Annotated in this window: 16 protein-coding genes; 7 read left to right on the top strand and 9 right to left on the bottom strand. The window is 69.9% G+C overall.

The window, feature by feature from the left end; translation table 11 throughout:
- The first annotated feature begins 157 nt into the window (after positions 1–157).
- A complete protein-coding gene (locus ABN028_RS00155) occupies positions 158–1846 on the top strand; it encodes an amidase family protein (RefSeq protein WP_349695131.1) in 1689 nt (562 codons plus the stop codon).
- Positions 1847–1859: 13 nt separating this feature from the next.
- On the opposite strand, the gene ABN028_RS00150 is transcribed toward ABN028_RS00155, so the two are convergent.
- Complete coding sequence (locus tag ABN028_RS00150) at positions 1860–2108, bottom strand: winged helix-turn-helix domain-containing protein (RefSeq protein WP_349695130.1); 249 nt, start codon at positions 2106–2108, stop codon at positions 1860–1862.
- 293 nt (positions 2109–2401) lie between these two features.
- On the opposite strand from ABN028_RS00150, the gene ABN028_RS00145 reads away from it, so the two are divergent.
- Positions 2402–2644, top strand: coding sequence for a zinc finger domain-containing protein (locus tag ABN028_RS00145; RefSeq protein WP_349694536.1), 243 nt, complete (start codon positions 2402–2404; stop codon positions 2642–2644).
- Positions 2645–2908: 264 nt separating this feature from the next.
- Here the strand turns inward: ABN028_RS00145 and ABN028_RS00140 are convergent, their stop codons facing one another.
- The 6 genes from ABN028_RS00140 to ABN028_RS00115 form a co-directional block, all read right to left on the bottom strand.
- Positions 2909–3910, bottom strand: a complete 1002-nt coding sequence (locus ABN028_RS00140; RefSeq protein ID WP_349695129.1) for a GAF and ANTAR domain-containing protein — start codon at positions 3908–3910, stop codon at positions 2909–2911.
- A gap of 169 nt (positions 3911–4079) precedes the next feature.
- Positions 4080–4742, bottom strand: a complete 663-nt coding sequence (locus ABN028_RS00135) for a response regulator (protein ID WP_349695128.1) — start codon at positions 4740–4742, stop codon at positions 4080–4082.
- A 29-nt stretch (positions 4743–4771) separates the two neighbouring features.
- Positions 4772–6031, bottom strand: a complete 1260-nt coding sequence (locus ABN028_RS00130) for a sensor histidine kinase (protein ID WP_349695127.1) — start codon at positions 6029–6031, stop codon at positions 4772–4774.
- Entirely contained in the window at positions 6028–7854 is a 1827-nt protein-coding gene (locus ABN028_RS00125; protein WP_349695126.1) for a CheR family methyltransferase, read from the bottom strand. Before ABN028_RS00125 ends, ABN028_RS00130 begins: the two co-directional genes overlap by 4 nt.
- The gene (locus tag ABN028_RS00120) at positions 7851–8465 is read right to left on the bottom strand and encodes a chemotaxis protein CheB (RefSeq protein ID WP_349695125.1); all 615 of its coding nucleotides are present in this window, start codon (positions 8463–8465) and stop codon (positions 7851–7853) included. The genes ABN028_RS00125 and ABN028_RS00120 overlap by 4 nt, the downstream gene beginning before the upstream one ends.
- Before the next feature lie 173 nt (positions 8466–8638).
- Positions 8639–9004 carry a VOC family protein gene (locus ABN028_RS00115; protein ID WP_349329714.1) on the bottom strand — a complete coding sequence of 122 codons (366 nt, stop codon included), beginning with the start codon at positions 9002–9004 and terminating at the stop codon, positions 8639–8641.
- A gap of 256 nt (positions 9005–9260) precedes the next feature.
- Here ABN028_RS00115 and ABN028_RS00110 point away from each other — a divergent pair, with 256 nt between their 5' ends.
- The 4 genes from ABN028_RS00110 to ABN028_RS00095 all read left to right on the top strand — a co-directional run bounded on the left by ABN028_RS00110 (position 9261) and on the right by ABN028_RS00095 (position 15505).
- Positions 9261–10271, top strand: coding sequence for a Gfo/Idh/MocA family protein (locus ABN028_RS00110; RefSeq protein ID WP_349695124.1), 1011 nt, complete (start codon positions 9261–9263; stop codon positions 10269–10271).
- A gap of 220 nt (positions 10272–10491) precedes the next feature.
- Positions 10492–12087 (top strand): alpha,alpha-trehalose-phosphate synthase (UDP-forming), encoded by a 1596-nt coding sequence (locus ABN028_RS00105; RefSeq protein WP_349329716.1) that lies wholly within the window; start codon positions 10492–10494, stop codon positions 12085–12087.
- Positions 12088–12152: 65 nt separating this feature from the next.
- A complete protein-coding gene (locus ABN028_RS00100) occupies positions 12153–13577 on the top strand; it encodes an FGGY family carbohydrate kinase (protein ID WP_349695123.1) in 1425 nt (474 codons plus the stop codon).
- Between the two features lie 89 nt (positions 13578–13666).
- Positions 13667–15505: a SpoIIE family protein phosphatase gene (locus ABN028_RS00095; protein WP_349695122.1), complete on the top strand. Its 1839-nt coding sequence runs from the start codon at positions 13667–13669 to the stop codon at positions 15503–15505.
- Positions 15506–15572: 67 nt separating this feature from the next.
- Here ABN028_RS00095 and ABN028_RS00090 read toward each other — a convergent pair whose 3' ends face one another.
- Together ABN028_RS00090 and ABN028_RS00085 are read right to left on the bottom strand one after the other, a co-directional pair.
- The gene (locus tag ABN028_RS00090; RefSeq protein ID WP_349695121.1) at positions 15573–16622 is read right to left on the bottom strand and encodes a sugar kinase; all 1050 of its coding nucleotides are present in this window, start codon (positions 16620–16622) and stop codon (positions 15573–15575) included.
- A complete protein-coding gene (locus ABN028_RS00085) occupies positions 16619–17263 on the bottom strand; it encodes a bifunctional 4-hydroxy-2-oxoglutarate aldolase/2-dehydro-3-deoxy-phosphogluconate aldolase (protein ID WP_349695120.1) in 645 nt (214 codons plus the stop codon). The genes ABN028_RS00090 and ABN028_RS00085 overlap by 4 nt, the downstream gene beginning before the upstream one ends.
- A 264-nt stretch (positions 17264–17527) precedes the next feature.
- On the opposite strand from ABN028_RS00085, the gene ABN028_RS00080 reads away from it, so the two are divergent.
- On the top strand, positions 17528–19027 hold the full coding sequence (locus tag ABN028_RS00080) for an Nramp family divalent metal transporter (RefSeq protein ID WP_349695119.1): 1500 nt from the start codon (positions 17528–17530) through the stop codon (positions 19025–19027).

Genomic DNA, 19027 nt, shown 5'->3' with positions numbered 1-19027 from the left:
CGCAGCGTCCATCCCAGGCATCCCTCCTCGTCGAGCAACGGTTCGCCGCCATGGTACGCACGAACCACACGGGTGTCATTCATCGGGCCGGCCAGGGGGGCTGTCTCGGACACCGGCGGCACTCGCAATGGCCCACCGTACGCGGCACCATGGGCCGATGTCGCCCGAGCCGCCGTTCTCAGCCGCCTCGTCCGGGTCCACGCCCGAATCCGGGTCCGGGTCCACGCCCTCTCCTGGATCCACTCGTGGCGAGACCGCGACGGCGGCCGATGGTGTGGCGGCGCTCCTGCGCCGGATCGAGGAGGTCGACCGGTCGGGGCCTACCCTGCGTTCGGTCATCCGTACCAACAACGACGCGGTCACCGAGGCGGCAGTGCTCGACACCGAGGCCGCGGCCGGGCGGCGGCGTGGTCCCCTGCACGGCGTATCCGTCCTGGTCAAGGACAACATCGACACGGCGGGCGGGATGGGTACGACTGCCGGGTCGCTCGCACTCGCCGGTGCCGGCCCGGCCGCTGACGCGCCCCTGGTACGCCGGCTGCGGGACGCCGGGATGGTCGTCCTCGGCAAGACGAACCTCTCGGAATGGGCCAACTTCCGCTCGAGCGGGTCGTCGTCGGGTTGGAGCGCGGTCGGCGGGCTCTGCGTCAACCCGCACGCGCTCGACCGGTCGGCGGGAGGTTCGTCGTCCGGATCCGGTGCGGCCGTGGCGGCGGGCCTTGCACCGATGGCGGTGGGTACGGAGACCGACGGCTCGATCCTCTGCCCCGCGGCCCTGTGTGGCGTCGTCGGCATCAAGCCGACGGCCGGGCTGGTCGACGGCACCGGCATCGTCCCGATCTCGCACAGCCAGGACACGGCCGGCCCGATCGCGCGGACGGTCCGCGACGCCGCTTTGCTGCTCAGCGTCCTCGCATCGGCCGGGAGAACGGGCGGCAGGGGCGACGGCCGCGGTCCTGGCAACGGTGGTCCCGCAGGCGATCCTCCGGTGCCGGGACGGCGGGCGTACGACGACTATCAGGCGTACTGCCGGTCCGACGGACTGCGCGGCGCCCGGATCGGCCTGCCGCGACACGGACTGTGGGGCTACAGCGCACGCGCCGACGCGCTCGCCGAGGAGGCCGTCCGGGTACTCGCCGCGCAGGGCGCCACCATCGTCGACCCGGCGAATCTGCCGAGCTTGGACGAACTCGCCATGAGTGAGGCGGAGATGACCGTTCTCGCCACCGAGTTCAAGGTGGGCGTCGAGGCCTATCTCGCCACCCGCGGTGTCCACGCTCCCGACGGACGAGGCCCGGCTGATGGGGCCAGCGGGGTTGCGGAGGCCAGCGGGGTTGCCGAGGCCAGCGGGGTTGCCGGCTCGGACGGTCTACGTGTGCCGAGGACGCTGGCCGACCTGATGGCGTTCAACGACGCGCACGCCGACGTCGAGCTCGCGCACTTCGGCCAGGACCGCTTCGAGGACGCCTTGCGTACCGGCGGCCTCGACGATCCCGCCTACCGCGAGGCGCTGGAGACCTGCCGCAGGCTCGGGCGTACCGAAGGAATCGACGCCGCACTTCGCACCCACGATCTCGACGCCCTTGTGGCGCCGACCTACCCACCGGCGTGGAAGATCGACCTGGTTAACGGCGACCACGTGTCGGGCAGCTGCACGCAGGTAGCTGCCGTCGCCGGCTACCCGGTGATCACCGTGCCCTGCGGCGCGGCGGACGGCCTGCCGGTCGGGCTCGCATTCATCGGAACGGCGTGGAGCGAGCCGACGCTCATCCGCCTGGCGTACGCATTCGAGCAGGCACTCGACTTCTCCCTGACGCCAGCATTCCGCCCACCCCAGACCGGGTGATCCAGCAGGACACCTACCTGTCCTTGGACACGTACGTGCCACGCTGAGGAACGACGTACACGAGTCCTCGCTCCACCAGGAGAGCTATCGTCCGCCGCACGGTGGATCGCGCCAGCCCGTACTGCTGGACCAGCTGTGTCTCTGACGCCATCGGACGACCGGGCAGCCAGTCACCGCGTGCGATACGCGCAGCGATGATCTCTGCCAACTGCCGGAAGGGCGCCAGCTCCCCTTCGGGATCGATCTCGTCATCGGGTCCCATGCCCAAGGAATCTGCCAGGCGCGCCACGTGGGAGAAGTTCCCGATCCGTATCGACTCGTATCACCTTGTAGTACTACGATCGGGCGAAGGAGGCCCGATCCTGGCGATGGTCGCCCCGCCGGAGGCGAGGATCGGGCCCTCCACACCACCGGCATCCCCCGACCCGCCGCCTCCCCACGCCATCGACCCGGCCTTTCGCGGCACCGACCCGGCCCTTCGCGGCCACTCCGGCAGCAGGCAGACGCCCCACCACCGGCAGCGGACAAGAGACGCCTCACCAGAGGAGGACCCGCGTGAGCGAGCGTGACCCCATCGACTCGGGCATCGTGGACTGGATCTTCGACGACCTGGTCCGCGCGAGATTCCCCCGACTGACGGATCAGGACCTCGGCATCCTGGCGAGGATCCTCGCGCGACCGTGCCCGTCCTGCCAGGCCACTGCCGGCAGATGGTGCCGTACGCCGTCCGGCCACGAGATCCAGGACATGGACCGCCAACATCTCAGCCGACGGGACCTGCGTTCCGGCACGCCGTAGGCCCCTCGTCGCCCATGACCGTGCGCACCCTGCGGCCCTGGCATGCCGAATCGGCGCCTACGCATGCGACTGCCTCGTGGGAACCGAACACGGCGGCCGGCTACGCATGAGTAGGTTATGCACAGGTCGGGCATCGGAGGCAGCCCAGGTGTTGGGTGTGCCTGGACCAAGCACACCCAACACCCGGGCGCCCGACCCCCCAGGGCGGCCCCTGCCGAAAGCGCCCCTCCACGTCCAGGTGGTTCGCTCAGGCGGGGGCCGTTCTCATTGGTCCGGGACGGCCGAATCTCCAGCGTGTCCGGACCTGATTGCGTTCAGTCCGGACGGCACCGGAAGAGCAAGGAGACGCCTGGCATCTGACCGTGGGCCGCCCCTGCCGTTCCCGTTGACGCTGCCGTTCCCGTTGACGCTTCCGTTCCCGGTGCGACTCCCGGTGGCGCTCCCGCTTCCGTTCACGGCACCGTTCAGTGTCACGTTCACGTCGGGATTCCCCTTGCCCGCAACAGGATCCGCTGCACGTCGGGAAGGCGGGGAGGGCGCGGACATCGCGGCGAGTGCGGCGAGGTCGCCGCCTCCCCGGACAATGCCCGAGGCGACGGCGGACAGCTTGAGGCGGCGCGGGCGGGCGAACGCCCGCATCTGTTCGAACGCCTTGTCGACATCCACGCCACACCGTTCGGCCAGTATCCCCTTCGCCTGCTCGATGATCACGCGGCTGTCCAGCGCGCCTTGCAGCTGAGCGACGAGCACGTCCTGCTGCTGGCGCACGCGGTGCTGGACCAGCCCGATCGTCGCGGCGTCGGCGAGTGCCTGCGCGATCGCCACCTGGTCCGCAGGAAGGGCACCCGGTCGCACGCGGTAGACGCAGACCGCGCCGAGGACCTGCGTGCGCAACCGCATCGGAAAGGCGTGGACGGCCGCGTACCCGAGCCGGATCGCGGCCGGAACGAACCGCGGCCAGAGCCGTCCCGCCGTCCTCAGGTCGCTGACGTACGCCTGTTCGCCGGTCCTGACAGCCTGTCGGGCGGGACCTTCGTACCGGTCGGAGGCGGGTAGCTCGCCGCGGGCGCCGAACGCACCGGCCATAGCCGGTGCCAGGAGGCTGTCAGCGTCGTCGCCGAGGAGGACCTCCGCGGCATCGATGTCGAGAAGGTCGACATGGCGGCGGCAGAACTCTCGCAGGTAGGTGGTTTCGTCGAAGTCGGCGGTGAGAGTGTCCGCGAGCTGGATGAACGCACGCGCCAGTCCCTGTCCTCGGTGATCCATGGCGGTTGTTCCTAGCGTCGTCGGAGCCAGTCAGTAGAAGCTAGGAGACAACGGCTCGGCGCACGAGCCTCAGTTGGTCCGATGGGGCCCCCCAAATGGGTCGGATCCGGGAGATTAGTGGGTCAGGTCCGGCTCGAGTCGAGGATCTGATCAGCGGTGGGGCGGCCGGTCACGCCGGACGCCGCGCGGCCAGCAGCCCGGTCCTGGTGGCCACGACGACGGTCTCCAGCTGGCTGTGCGCCCCGACCTTGGTCATGACGTTCTTGACATGCCCACGTACCGTGTGGACGCTCAGGACGAGTCGCCCGGCGATCGCCCGTGGATCGAGACCTTCCGCCATCAGCGCCAGGACTTCCTGCTCGCGCGCCGTGAGTCCCGCCCAGTTGTCCACCGGCTGGCCGGACCGCCCCCCGCCGGAGGACTCCCCCTCCACGAGCGCCGCCAGCGTGCTGGCCTCGACCAGGATCTTCTCGCCGACGGGTGTACGAATCGCCGCCAGGATGTCAGCGAACGAGCTGTCCTTCGCCAGGAATCCGGCCGCCCCCGCCGCCGCGGCGGCTGTCAGGAGGTCGACAGTGGCGTCCGCGGTGAGGATGAGTACCCGTGTAGTCGGGTGGATGGCCTTGATCTTCCAGGTGCCCTCGATGCCGTCGGTGCCAGGGAGATGGATGTCCATGAGGACAACGCCCGGCGCCTTCTCGGTCGCGATCTGGACGGCCTCCTCCACCGTCCCGACGGCGCCGACGCACTCCAGGTCGGGCTGGACGTCGATCGCGACCTCCAGCGCACCGGCCAGGGCGCGTTCGTCCTCGACCACGAGCACGTGGATCATCGCGGGCCCCCCTTGTCCTCGTCCTGACGTCATCCGCTGAGCAGCACATGGAAGCTGGCGCCACCGCCCGGCCGCTCCTCGACCCGCGCGTAGCCACCATGCAGCTGGGCGAAGCGCCGGACGAGTGCGAGACCCACACCGAGACCGCTCGTATGGTTGCGTGGCTGACCACGCTGGAACAGATCGAACACGCTCGACCGGCGATCGACCGGAACCCCCGGTCCGTCGTCCTCGACCACCAGCAGCACTCCGTCGGGTTCCCGCCGGCAGCGTACCCAGATCGTCGTTCCGGACGGCGTGTGCTGGACGGCGTTACGGACCAGGTTGGTGATGATGCGTTCGATGATGGCGGCATCCACGTTGGCGACGGCCGCGGAGAGGTCGAGTTGGACGGGATGACTCTGCGCGTCCACCGTGCTCGCCGCTCGCTTCACGATCACGCCCACGTCGACTCCGCCCCGCTGGGCAGGCGTTGCCGCGTCCTCGATGCGTTGGTAGTCGAGCAGGTCCCGCAGCATCGCCCCGGTGTCGCGGGCTGACGTCTCGAGCTGCGCGACCACCCGGTCGCGTTCCTGGGTGTCTAGTTCCTGGGTACGCAGAAGTTCCGCGAGGCCGACGATCGCCGCGATGGGCGCCTGCAGGTCGTGCGACACGTCGAGCAGGAACGCACGACGCATCGCGTCGACCCTCCGCAGCTGCTCCACTGCCGCCTTCTCCTTCGCGTTGGCGGACACGAGCAGCTCCCGGGCGTGCTCTGCGGCAGACACGTCGTGCAGGAGCCACAGCAGCCAGTTGGTGGCGACGACGGCACACCGCAACTCGCCGCGGAACGCCGCGGCCGGATCTCCCACGAGAGTGACGGTGAGCGGTTCGGCGCGCTGAGCGGTGGGGTCCCGGAGCATCCGCTGGAACGCGTGCCGCACGGGCGGGGCCAGCCGCAGCGCCAGCGTCATGGAACGTGCGCCGGCCAGGTCGAGCTGGAAGAGCTGCTTCGCCCGGCGGTTGAGCTCGAGGATCATGCCTGCCCTGTCCGTCACCACCATGGCGTCGGGTGCGACGTCGAACAGATGCTGCCAGCGCTCCCGTTCCTCGGCGAGCTCCGTCTGCTTCGCGGCGAGTTCGTTGGCCTGCTGGGCAAGCTGTTCCGTGGCCGCGCTGAGCTCCTCCAGCGCGGTCTCCAGATCCGCCGACGCCTCCTGGACAACCACGTCATCCGGCAACCGCCGACGAATCTCCCACATCCGTTGGGAGAGCCGCGAACGCCAGGCATGCGCATCCGTGTCGCTCACCGCGACCTCGCCGCAAGGAGGAGGATCACCCCGCTGGTCCGGTCGCTGAGTGGGCTGCAGGTCACCTCACAAGTGATCGGCTGGCCACGGCGGTTGACGGCCTCCAGCTCGATGCGCTCGCGGGCGGAGCCGTCGAGGCAGGCGCGAACCGGATGGCGGAGCGCGCCCGTCGGCAGGCCGAGATCGAGGCTGAAGAACGACTCGCCGAGTACCTCGTCGCTGCGGACGCCCCAAAGCTCCTCGCAGACCAGGTTCCAGGTGCGCACGCGCAGGTCGCCATCGAGCACGACCACACCGACCGGGACATTGGAGAGCACACCGCCGAGGTAGCTGTTGACCTCGTCCAACTCCGTCGAACGGATCCGCAGCTCCTCGTTCATCGTCTCGAGTTCTTCGTTGGTGGACTGCAGCTCTTCGTTCGTGGTCTCGAGTTCCTCGTTGGTGGACTGCAGCTCCTCGTTGGTCGTCTCGAGTTCTTCGTTGGTGGACTGGAGTTCCTCGTTGGTCGTCTCGAGTTCTTCGTTGGTGGACTGCAGCTCCTCGTAGGCGGTTTCAAGCTCCTCGCGCGAGGTCTTGACCTCCTGCTGGAGCCGCACGAAGGCCGTCGCGTCCACGAACGTCACCGCGCTACCGATGACCTGTCCGTCGGGAGCCACGATCGGGTTGACGCGCACGTCGAGGTACTGCAGCTCGTGAGGGCCGAGCGAGCGTTCGACGGCGTTCTTGCGGACGACGCGCCGCTCGGACTGGGCCTGCTCGATGAGCGACCGCAACTCCGCGGGCCGGTAGGACACCTCCAGGTCGCGCAACGGCCGACCCTCGTCCCGCTCGGTCAGACCGAACATCACCCGCGCCTGGGAGTTGATCAGCACAGTGGAGCCGGAGACGTCGACGACCAGCCGTGCCGTCGGGTCGGTCTCGAGGGTCAGATCACGGAGCTGCCGGCTGCGGAGAGCCTCGCTGGAAAGGCCCCGCGTCACCTCGAGTGGCGTGAGAGGCCCGGTCATGACATGACTTCCAGGACGGCACCGGAAGATCCGGTATGGCATGTTCATCGGGACGAAACGGGAGCCGTTGGTCATCAGCATCTCGGCCTTGCCGAGGAACAGCACGCCGCTGTCGCGGAGGGCGAAGTGCAGGCGCCTCATCAGCTGGTTCTGCGCCTCGGCGTTGAAGTACATCAACGTGTTGCGGCACGCCAGCAGGTGCAGGCGGGAGATCGGGGCGTCGCTGATCAGGTCGAGTCGGCCGAAGATCACCCGGCGTCGAAGGTCAGGACGGAACGCCATGCCGTGACCGTTGGGCTCGAAGTACTTCTGCTGCAGCGGTTCGGGCACCGCCTCCATCGACCTGGCCGAGAACACTCCCCGGCGAGCAGTGGCCAGGGCGTTGTCGTCGATGTCCGTGGCATAGATCTTGACCCGTTCGCTGAACGCCTCGACCCCCATCGCCTCGGCGAAGGTCATGGCGAGGGAGTACGCCTCCTCGCCGGACGAACAGCCAGCGCTCCAGACCCGCACCTCGTCGGGTCCGGCCGCCTCCAGGACCGACGGAACGACGTCGGCACGGAGGTAGTCCCACGCGTCGAGGTCGCGGAAGAACGACGTCACGTTGATGAGCACCGTGTTGAACAGCTGGGTGAACTCGTCGGCGTCGGCCTCGAGGAGGTCGCGGTAGTCCGCGAAGGACGTCTTGTCGACGTCCTGCATCCGCTTGCGGATGCGCCGGCCCAGCGTCGACGGTTTGTACGTACTGAAGTCGAATCCGCGCAGGTCCCGGATGAACTCGAGCAGCTCCGTGAGTTCCTTGTCGGTCTCCGTCATCGGTGGTCCTCAGTCTCGAACAGGCGCTGGATGACGGGCCCGATCTCGGCCAACGTGAGGACGAAGTCGGCTGCGTTGGTCTCCATGGCCGCACGCGGCATTCCGGTGAACTCCGCGTCGTCGGGATCTTGCACGATAACGGTACCGTTGCGGTCCTTCACCGCCCGGACGCCCATGGCACCGTCGGTGCCGCTCCCGGTGAGGACCACGGCGACGGCACGGTCGGCAAAGCTGGCGGCCACCGACTCGAACAGCAGATCTGCGGACGGGCGGACGAAGTGGACCAGCTCGGTCTCGGTCAACGACAAAACCCCGCCGCGCCCTACCAGCAGATGGCGGTTGGGCGGTGCGACGTAGGCGACGCCGGGGAGGATCTCCTCGCGATCCTCGGCCAGCTTCACCTTGAGCGAAGTCTTGCGGGACAGAACGCTCGGGAGAATGGTCTCGTGGCGCGGATCCAGGTGCTGGACCAGCAGCACCGGCGCGGGAAAGTCCCCGGTGAACGAGCTGAGAACCGCCCGCAGGGCGCTGATGCCACCAGCCGAGGACGCGATCGCCAGGATGGCGTACGCGGGGGCGCCAAGCTGGTCTCCCTGACCCGGGGACGACATCTGCTCATCCCGGCGAACAGGGAGTGAACCGGGACATACCCCATGGCGTACACACGTGAACCGTCGCCGCCGCGTCGACGGGTGAGACGAAACGGGCGCACGTCACACCATTCACATGCTCATGGTACGCCGTGTCCCGGCGGCGGCATGGCGGTTGCCACCGCGGTCGGGCACTACTCCGCGCAGAGGCAGAACGGATGGCCTACCGGGTCGAGGTACACCCGGAACGTCGTGCCTGGCTGGACCTCCGCCTTGCGTGCGCCCAACGCCAGAACCCGCCGCTCCCCCTCGTCGAGGTCGGGAACGTAGACGTCGAGATGCGCCTGCTGGGGACGTTCGGCACCGGGCCACACCGGAGGCGTCCACTCCTCCGCTCGCTGGAACGCCACGGAAACGTTCCCTCCGTTGTGGAGTGTCACCCAGTCGTCGTCCCCCTTGGGTTCACCGCCCACAACACCTCGGTAGAACTCGGCCAGGACCCGCGGCTCGGGGCAGTCGATGGCGACCACTCCGAGCCTGCCGACAGCTGTCGTGCTCATCTGAGAAGCACCTCCGGTGAGTGTGCGGGAGAGTCCCGCGCGAAACCTGCGTACTGATTATGGCGGTTACGCATGGCCCACGCAAACCGGTATCGCGCGTTTGCCGGTGTCACGCCGGACCGGTACCGGACGCTTGGTACCAAGTCTTGAAGGCTCCCCCCGGGCCGCACTCCCCCGGCAAGTAGCGTCGTACGTCAGTTGACCCCGGGCCTCACACCAGGCCTGGCACCAGCCGCGACGACGGGAGGGACACCGCATGCACCCGCGGATCCGCTGGGGCATCATCGCGACGGGCAACATCGCCGGGCAGTTCGCCAGAGACCTCGCACTCCTGCCCGACCACGAGGTCGTCGCGGTCGGCTCCCGGAGCCTCGCCCGCGCCCAGGCCTACGCCGAGGAGTTCGGTGTCCGCCGGGCCTACGGGTCCTACACCGATCTCGTGTCCGACCTCGACGTCGACGTCGTCTACGTCGCGACCCCGCACTCGGACCACCTGGCCACCGCCCGCCTCGCGCTGGAGGCCGGCAAGGCCGTGCTCTGCGAGAAGGCGCTCACCGCCAACGCGCGTGAGGCCCGCGAACTCGTCTCCCTCGCGCAGGAGAAGCGGCTGTTCTTCATGGAAGCGATGTGGATGCGCTGCAACCCACTCCACCTCCAGCTGCGCGACCTCATCGCCGGCGGCTCCATCGGCCAACCGCAGACACTCCACGCCAGCATGGGATTCCTCGCCGAGTACGACCCCGAGGGCCGGCTCTTCGCCCCCGAACTCGCGGGCGGGGCCCTCCTCGACATCGGCGTCTACCCCGTCAGCCTCGCCCACCACCTGCTCGGGCCGCCCGCGACCGTCCGGGCCACCGCCACCCTCGCGCCCACAGGCGTCGACGCCAGCGTCGGCATGGTGTTCGGCTACGCCAGCGGCGTGGTCGCCACCCTCACCGGCTCCATTGCCGGCATCCTGCCCAACGACGCCGCGATCGGCGGGACCGAGGGGTGGATCGACATCCCCCGCAACTTCCACGACACCACGTCCCTGACCGTGCACCGGGAAGGAAAGGACCCTGAGACCTACGCGGTGGAGAAGCACGGCATCGGCTACACCTACGAAGCCATCGAGGTCGCCCGCTGCCTGCGGGAGGGCCTGGTCGAGAGTCCACTCGTCTCGTGGGCGGACAGCCTGGCCGTCATGGACGTCCTCGACGGAGTGCGGGAGCAGATCGGTGTCCAGTACCCGAACGACGTCCACTCCGACGACGAGACACCACCCTGAGGCGGACCCCACGCCTCACCCGGCCCGCGGGTGCGATTTTCGCCGAAGGCGCGTCTGACGTGCGACGTTGCCGCAACGAAACTCCGCACACGTAGGGTCAAGTAGGAGTTCTGGCACCGACCGAGGGGGTTGAGTCCCTGTGCCCGCCACCGTGAGCACCAACGGCCCGGCCATGCCGTCCACACCCGCTTCACGCCCGATCGACCCAGGTCCGTCCTCGATGTCACACTCACCACGTACGCCGGAAAACTCCGAAGGACCCGGGTCCGCCGCTCCCGCCGACGCCACCGGGTCGACCACACCGGTCGCGCAGTCCCCCACGGCACCGGCACAGCGCAGCAATCCGGCGGCGCCCCCCGCGCCGGCCGGTGCGGACACGGCGGCCAGCTCCCAGCCGCACCCGCAGGCCGCGAAGTCCTCGGCACGGGCCGCGTTCGTCGTCGTCGCCAACCGGCTCCCGGTCGACCGGGTGGAGGAACCGGACGGCAGTGCCTCGTGGCGCCGCAGCCCCGGCGGACTTGTCACCGCGCTCGACCCGGTGATGCGGGCCAACAAGGGAGCCTGGATCGGCTGGGCCGGCGCGACCGGCGAGGCGCCGGAACCCTTCGACGAGGCCGGCATGCACCTCGTTTCCGTGCCGCTGTCGGCGAAGGAGGTCGAGGAGTACTACGAAGGCTTCTCCAACGCCACTCTCTGGCCGCTCTACCACGACGTCATCGCACCGCCTGCCTACCGGCGGGAGTGGTGGGAGGCCTACGTCAAGGTCAACCAGCGGTTCGCCGAGGCGGCCGCCCGCGTCGCCGGTCAGGGCGCGCTGGTGTGGATCCACGACTACCAACTGCAGCTGGTGCCCGAGATGCTGCGGGAGCTGCGGCCCGACCTGCGGATCGGCTACTTCCTGCACATCCCGTTCCCCCCGGTCGAGCTGTACGCGCGGCTGCCCTGGCGCCAGCAGATCCTGCGCGGCCTGCTGGGCGCGGACCTGATCGGCTTCCAGCGTCCCGGTGCGGCGTCGAACTTCCTGCGCCTCACCCGCCGCCTGCTCGGCTACCAGACCCAACGCGACCGGGCGTTCCTCCCCGACGGCCGGGTCGTACGGGCCCGTTCGTTCCCGATCTCGATCGACGTCGGTGAGCTGGAGGAGATCGCCCGGCGTCCCGAGACCGAGCGGCGGGCGTGGGAGATCCGGGAGGAGATCGGCGCCCCGAACAAGATCCTGCTCGGCATCGACCGGCTCGACTACACCAAGGGCATCGGCGAACGCATCCATGCGTTCACCGAACTGCTGGCCGACGGAACGCTGACGCCGGACGAGGCGACGTTCATCCAGGTGGCCACGCCGAGCCGGGAACGGGTGGAGCAGTACCAGCTGCTGCGCGACGACGTCGAGCTCATGGTCGGCCGGGTCAACGGCGTGCACGGCCGGATCGGTCGGCCCGCGGTCACCTACCTGCACTCGTCGCACGAACGAGCCGAGCTGGTCGCGCTCTTCCGCGCCGCCGACGTCATGGTGGTGACGCCGTTGCGGGACGGCATGAACCTCGTCGCCAAGGAGTACGTCGCCTGCCGCTACGACCACACCGGGGTCATGGTGCTGAGCGAGTTCGCGGGCGCCGCGGACGAGTTCCGCCAGGCCCTCCTGGTCAATCCGTACGACGTCGACGGGCTCAAACGCCGGCTGCTCGAGGCGATCCGGCTCGAGCCTCGGGAGGCGACCCGCAAGATGCGGTCGATGCGCCGCCACCTGGCCGAGCACGACGTCGACCGGTGGGCCAGCTCCTTCCTCAACGAGCTGGGTGGAACCCAGCGCACATGAGCGACTCGGTCGGGACATCGCGGATGGTGCCTCCGTCAGGTTTCGCGGCGAAGCGGGGGCCCCGGATGAGTGCAGCGGGAAGGATCCTCGCCCTCGACCTCGGCTCGTCCGGAGTGCGTGCGGTCGTCTACGACGAGCGCGCCGAACCGGTGCAGGACGCGCGGGCGCGGCGACCCCTCGAGCCGGAACAGGACGACGACGGCCGCGCCGAACTCGATCCCAAGGCCTACCTCGACGGACTCGTCGCCTGCGTCGACGAGCTGTCCGACGCGGGCGCACTGGACGGCGTGAGCCGGGTCGCCGGTGCGTCGCAATGGCACTCGGTGCTCGCCCTCGGCCCCGACCGGGAGCCGCGCTCGGCCGTCCTGACCTGGCTCGACACCCGCGCGCACGCCGTGGAACCGCGGCTACCGGCCGACGCCGACGCGTTCCACGAACGCACCGGCACCTGGGTCCATCCGCTGTACTGGACGACCAAGGTGCCGTTCCTGCGTACCCTCGACGACCTGACGGGCGCCCGGTTCGTCGGCCTGCCTGACTACGTGCTCGGCGTACTCCTCGGCGACGTCACCACCTCCGTCTCCGTGGCGTCGGGCACCGGCCTGCTCGACCTCGCCAAGATGCGTTGGGACGACGAGGCCCTCGCGCTCGCAGGGCTCTCGGCCGCCGAGGTCCCCGAGATCGACGACACCCCTCGTCAGCTCGCGGAGCCGTGGCGGTCGCGTTGGCCCGCACTCGCCGACGCGGAATGGCATGCCGTGCTCGGCGACGGTGCGGCGTCCAACCTGGGCAGCGGGTGCGCCACCGACGACGCCGTCGCCGTCACGGTCGGCACGTCGGCTGCCCTCCGGGTCGTGCACGGCCCCGACGCCCCGCCACCGCCGCCGACGGTCTGGCGTTACCGCGTCGACGCGTCCCGGCTGGTCAGCGGCATCGCTTTCTCCGGAGGCGGAGTCCTGCGCGCCTGGGCGGTCCGCATGCTCGGGCTCGAATCCGACGCCGAGCCGAGCCGGCCACCCGGTACGTCCGGCCTGGTGTCGGTTCCGCTGCACGCGGGAAGCCGGCCGCCGGGCACGGCGCCACCCGGCTCGGGACTGGTCGCGGGGCTTTCGCTCGACACCTCCGCCGACGAGTTCCTCGCCGCGACGCTGGAAGGCGTGGCCCTGGAGGCCGCCCGAGCGCTGGAGGTGTTGGAGCTGGATCTTTTCGAGCTGGCGTCCGGGGCGCGCCTCGACGTCGTCCTCGGTGGTGGCGCGGTGCACGCCTCGGCGTGGTTCCGGCGCGCGCTCGCCGCGACCTTCGACCGGCCCGTACGGCTCGCCGGCGATCCGGAGGTGGGTGCCCGTGGTGCGGCAGCGTGGGCGGGCGGATTCGATCTCGACCGACCGACCGAGACGGTCGAGCCGGCCCATGAGGACGTCGTACGGATGGCCGCGCTCCGCACGCGGTACTCGAAGTGGCGCGAGGTCGTGCATGAGCGAGCTCTTTGACGCTGTGACCCGTTCGTAGTTCAGGGTCCGTTCCCGCGCCACCGTCCGAGCAGGCAAGATGATGCTCCGAAGCGGAAGGAGCACCAAGAGTGACACGACCAGTCGAGCGGAAGCCCGACGCGGGCGTCGGCAACGGGCAGAGCGGTCTGCACACCCGTTCCGACGCACGCTTCGATGCTCTGCGCGATCTGGTCGCCAGTGGCGTGGTGCTGGTGGACTTCTGCGGCACCATCACCGCTGTCAACGCGGCGGCCGAAGCGATCCTGCACTGGAAGTCCGAGGATCTGGTCGGACACGATGCCATCGACATCGCCGTGATGCCGCGCTACCACCTGTCCGCACGCGAACGGCTGGCGCTCATTCGTACGGACGGCTCCTGGGAAGGCAGCGTGCCGCTGCGCCGGAGCAACGGCGACACCCTCCGGTGCGCGGTCCGCGCGCGGGTGGTGAACCAGCCCACGGTCCACGCGACCGGCCGGGCCACCGAGGAAGCGGCCGCGGTCGGCGGCGAGGTGCTCGTCGTCTTCGCGCCGCTCGCCAGCCAACCCGCCGGAGAGGCCGAGCGCGCCGCGCTGCTGAGGGCGGAGCGGGCCGCCCGGTCAGAACTCGAGCACGTCCGTGACCGACTCGCGTTCGTCGCCAGCGCCGGCAGCCGGCTCGCCTCGTCGCTCGACGTGGGGATGACCTACGAAACGGTCGGCGCGCTCGCCGTACCCCGCTTCGGCCAGCTCTGCGTCATCGACCTCTGGGACGGGCGCCGGCTCGACCGGGCGTTCGTCCACGACGCCGACGCCGACGCCGACCCGTCCCGCCAGTCGCTGGTCGAGGAGGTCCGCAAGCTGGGTGGGTCCCAGCTGGAGGACCATCCCGGGATCCGGGCCGCGCTCACCGCGCGACCGGTCGTCGTCCAGGCCACCACGCCCGACGTGGTCGCCTCGATGTACGACGACCCCCACGCGCAGGACGTCATCGTGCGTACCACGAAGGGGCAGGGACTCGTGACGGTGCCGCTGATCACCCGCGGCCGAGTGATCGGCGTGCTGACCCTCTTCGGCCCTGGGCGTGCCTACGGACGCAAGCTCGGAGCGGGCGAGGACCTCCCGCTCATCGAACAGGTGGCGACGCGGGCGGCGCAGAGCATCGAGAACGCACGGCTCTTCAACGCCGAACGACGCCTCGCCCGCAACCTGCAGGAGAGCGAACGCCGGCAGCGCCGGGCCGCCCTGACCCTGCAGCGGAGCCTGCTCCCGGCGTGGCCGCACCATCCGGGAGAGGTCGACGTCGCGACGCGGTACTTTCCGGGTACGGAGGAGACCGAGGTCGGCGGCGACTGGTACGACGTGATCCCACTGTCCGCCGGGCGCACCGCGCTGGTGATCGGCGACGTCATGGGACGCGGGCTCCGGGCCGCCACGTTGATGGGGCAGGTACGCACCGCCGTCCGCGCCTACGGCCGGCTGGACCTTCCGCCGAAGGAGATCCTCGACCTGCTCGACGGCATCGTGGCCGACCTCGGCGAGGCGGAGATCGTCACCTGCATCTACGCCGTCTTCGACCGGGCACAGAGCAACCTGACGTACGCGTCCGCCGGGCATCTGCCCCTGCTGGTCGTCGACGAACGTGGCCGGGCACGGCGGCTCGACCACGAGTCCGGGATCCCGCTGGGGGTCGGCGTGTGCGCCGCGCCCGAACATGCGATCGCCGTACCGGACGACACCGTGGTCGCGTTCTACACCGACGGGCTCGTCGAACACCGCCAGCGTGACGTCGACGCCGGCATCGACCAGCTCGTCGACGCTCTCGCGCTGGCGACAGGCACGCTGGAAGGCATGTGCGACCAGGTGATCGACGCGCTCCGCCCGCCCGCGGGCTACGACGACGACGTGGCTCTCCTCCTCGCCCGTGCAGCCCACTCCGACTTCGCATGATCACGCCCCGTGATGCATAGGCGTGTTGGATGAGGGGCATCCCTCATATGACGGGATCAGGATCCGTTCAGCGGGTGACGTTCTCGCGCCCGTCGAGCATCGCGAGCTCGTGCCGGCGGGGCAGCCCTTCCCAGTCACCGGCGACCGAGACCGAGAAGGCGCCACAGACGTTGCCGCGCCGCAGCCGATCGGCCGGAGCGACACCGTCGAGGAGCCCGGACAGGTATCCGGCGACGAACGCGTCCCCCGCCCCCACCGGATCGACCGCGCTCACGTCGAGAGCGCGCGAGGTCACCGGCTCCGCGCCGATCAGGGCGTACGCACCGGCCGATCCCAGCTTGAGGATCACCTCGCCCGGGCCGAGCGCGGCGAGCTGCTTGGCGAGGTTCTCGGTCGTCCCCTCCCCGACCACCAGCGCCGCCTCGTCCTCGCCCGCGAAGACGACGTCGGCCCGCTCCACGAGCTGCCGGAGCACGGCACCGGCCTCGGCCGGGGACCACAGAGCCGCACGGTAGTTGAAGTCGAACGACACGAGGACGCCGGTCTCGCGGGCCAGCTCCACCGCCCGAAACACCGCGGCGCGGGCCGAGTCGGACAGCGCGGGTGTGATGCCGGACAGGTGCAGAACCCGCGCCGACCGGACCAACCCCGCGTCCACATCGTCGGGCCCGACCCGCGATCCGGCGAGGTCGCGCCGGTAGTAGCTCACGCGTACCCGGTCGGCGGTTCGGTGCTCGCGCAGCATCAGACCGGTGGCTACAGCATCCTCCCGGCGTACGCGCGAGACGTCGATCCCCTCGGCGCGCAAGGCGTCGTTGACAAGCGTGCCCACCGGGTCCGCACCGAGTCGCCCGATCCACGCGGTGGAGTGGCCGAGCCGGCTGAGCCCGATCGCGACATTGGTCTCCGCGCCGCCGAAGGAGATCGTGGCAGGCGCTCCGACGCTGAAGGAGCCGGTACGGGTGGCGGCGACCAGCCCCATCGTCTCGCCAAGCGTGACGACATCCACCGCAGCCACGTCGGCCCCGCCGTCCGGAGCGCCAGCGCCGTCCGCGCCGTCCGAGCCGAGGGGATCCGTCAGCGCCGCCGCCACGGCGCGGTCCAGCGGCTCGGTCACGGCGTACCTCCCGCCGTGTTCACCGCGGCCACCAGCGCACGCGCTCGCTCTGCCAGCGCGTCGAGGTCACCACCCGGCTCGCACGCGTCCGCCACCAGCGGACTACCCACCCCGACACCGACCGCCCCGGCCGCGAGGTAGGCGCCGGCGTTGTCGGCGTCGATGCCGCCGGTCGGCACCAGGGGGATCTCCGGCAGCGGGCCGCGGACCGCCTTGAGGTACGCCGGCCCGCCCATCGCCGACGCCGGAAAAACCTTGACCATCGTGGCGCCGGCCCGCCACGCCTGGAGGATCTCGGTCGGGGTCAGCGCTCCAGGCAACACCGGGACGCCGAGTCGGGCGCCTTCCTCGATCACCTCGACGCAGACGGCCGGTGAGATGAGGTACGTCGCCCCGGCGTCGACCGCGCGGCGCGCCTGCTCGACCGTCGTCACGGTGCCGGCACCGAGCGCGACGTCGTCCTGCTTCCGCGCGGCGTAGGCGCGGAGCGCGTCGGTGACATCGGGAGCGCTGAACGTGAACTCCACCGCGCGGAACCCCGCCGCCACGACGACGTCGCTGACCTCGCCATACCGCGCGGCGGACGACGACCGCAGAATCGCGATCGCCGGGCACGCCTTCATCGCTTCCGCCAGGCTCACCCGTGCACCTCCATGGTCGTCGATCCCACCGGTCCGGCCGTACGCCGAAGCTCCAGGCTCGCGCTCCCGCGCCGAGTCCTGAGTCTAAGTCGTGACGTGCGGGGTAAAGGGGACCGCCGGTCGCGATCGGACGCCTGATCCACCCGGGAGCGGGGGCGGCATCCGGGGTGCCTTGACCTCGGCAGGTGAAGGCCACTTCACTGGTGGGCTGAGCGTTTCGTCCAAGTATCGGCGCTTTTGACGGCAAAGAAGGGACGACGCACCATGGCGAGCGAGCACGGTTCGACCGATCCCGGACCGCCGAGCAGCGGCCCACCAGGCACTCCGAGCGACGACGCGCCGCCTGGCGGCGGTGCGTACACGTCAACTCTCTCCACCCGGCATCTGCCAGGAGTGGAGGTCCGCGACCTGCCGGCGGCACCGACCGACACCTGGCGCATCCTCGGACCCGGTCTGGTGGGCGCGGGCGTCGGCCTGGCGTCCGGTGAGTTCATCCTGTGGCCCTACATCGCTTCACAGGTAGGGCTCGTCTTCCTGTGGGGCGCGGTCATCGGCGTGATGACGCAGTGGTTCCTCAACATGGAGATCGAGCGCTACACACTGGCGACCGGCGAGACAGCGTTGACCGGTTTCAGCCGGCTGTGGAAGCACTGGGGCCTGGTCTTCGCGGTGATGACGTACTTCGCGAACATGTGGCCGGGATGGGCCACGAGTTCGGCGACCCTCGTGTCGTACATCTTCGGTGGGAACGTCACGGCCATCGCGATCGCGATCCTGCTGATCTGCGGCGCGGTCCTCACGCTGGCACCGGTGGTCTACACCGCACTCGAACGCGTCATCGTCGTGAAGGTCGCGGCGATCGGCGTCTTCATCCTGGTGGCGATCATCTTCGCCATCACCGGCGACGCCTGGCGCAACCTCGGCCAGGCGGTCACGCACATCGGGCAGTTCCCCGACCTGCAGTTCGCCCTGATGCTGGGGGCGATCGCGTACGCCGGAGCCGGTGGCGGGCAGAACCTCTGCCAGAGCAACTGGATCCGGGACAAGCGGTTCGGCATGGGTGCGTACGTCCCACGCCTCGTGAGCCCGGTGACCGGCCAGGAGGAGGCGGCGCCGTCGACCGGCTACGTCTTCGCGCCGGTCGGTGACAACCTCACCAGGTGGCGCGCCTGGTGGCGGTTCGCCAACCTCGAGCAGGCGGCGACGTTCGTGCTCATCACCGCGTTCACGATCGGGTTCATGTCGATGCTGGCGTTCTCGACGGTGTTCGGGCGCGAGGGCCTGCCCGACGACATCGCCTTCCTGCAGGTGGAGGGCAACGCGCTGAAGGAGAGCGTCGGACCATGGTTCGGCTACTTCTTCTGGGTCATCGGTGCGTACGCCCTGTTCGCCGGGGCGATGGGGATCATCGACTACACCAGCCGGCTGGCAGCCGACCTGGTGGCGACGGTCTACCTGCGCGGGTCGGGTGTCTCGGAGAGCCGGGTCTACTTCTGGCTGGTGTGGGGGCTCGTGGCGTTCGGCTGCCTGGTGCTGCTGGCCGGCCTGGACCAGCCGCTGGTGCTGCTGGTCATCTCGTCCTGTGTGGCCGGAGTGATGATGGCGATCTACGGCGTCCTGCTGATTCTCATGAACAAGCGGGCGCTGCCGCCGGCGATCAGGATCAAGACGTTCCGTACGGTCGTCATCGCCCTGGCGGTGGTGTTCTACGGGACACTTGGAATCATCACCATCATCCAGCAGGGCTCGCAGCTGTTCGAATAG

Source organism: Actinopolymorpha sp. B17G11 (assembly GCF_040196095.1).
GTDB lineage: Bacteria > Actinomycetota > Actinomycetes > Propionibacteriales > Actinopolymorphaceae > Thermasporomyces.
This window is presented reverse-complemented; position numbering and strand designations above follow the sequence as displayed.